General features: G+C 69.4%; 1 pseudogene. It reads left to right on the top strand.

Going from position 1 to position 507, the window contains the following annotated elements:
* Nucleotides 1-25: 25 nt before the first annotated feature.
* A pseudogene (locus RF645_RS13520) lies at nucleotides 26-507 on the top strand (5-methyltetrahydropteroyltriglutamate--homocysteine S-methyltransferase); the annotation flags it as partial.

The following is a 507-nucleotide window of genomic DNA, read 5'->3' as shown; positions in this document are numbered from 1 at the left end:
CCCACACCAGCTCCGAGGAGTTCCCATGAGCACCCAGCCCGTCCCGTTCCCCGCCGCGACGATCCTGGGCTACCCCCGCATCGGCCCCGACCGCGAGCTCAAGCGCGCACTCGAGTCCTATTGGAAGGACCCGCAACAGCACCCCGCCACCACCGTGCTGGACACCCTCGCCCGGTTGCGTGAGCGCACCGCCACGCGATTGTCCGAACTCGGCCTCACCGCGGATCACGCTGTGCCGTCCGAGGGGTTCGCGGTGGACCACGTCCTGGACACGTCCCTGGCGCTGGGCTCGGTTCCCGCGCGGTTCATCGCGGACGGCTACGAGCCCGCCGCCCCGGACACGCCCCGCGGGATCGAGCTGATCACGGCGTTGTCCCGCGGCACCGATCGGTTGGAGCCGCTCGAGATGACCAAGTGGTTCGACACCAACTACCACTACTACGTACCCGAGATCGGCCCGGACACCCCGTTGCGTGCGAACCCCGAGAGTCTCGTGTCCCGCTACCG

It is taken from the genome of Kocuria sp. CPCC 205260 (assembly GCF_040981045.1).
In the GTDB taxonomy this organism is placed as follows: Bacteria; Actinomycetota; Actinomycetes; order Actinomycetales; family Micrococcaceae; genus Kocuria; species Kocuria palustris.
Note: the sequence above shows the minus strand (reverse complement) of the source record. Positions and strands in the feature narration are given on the sequence as shown.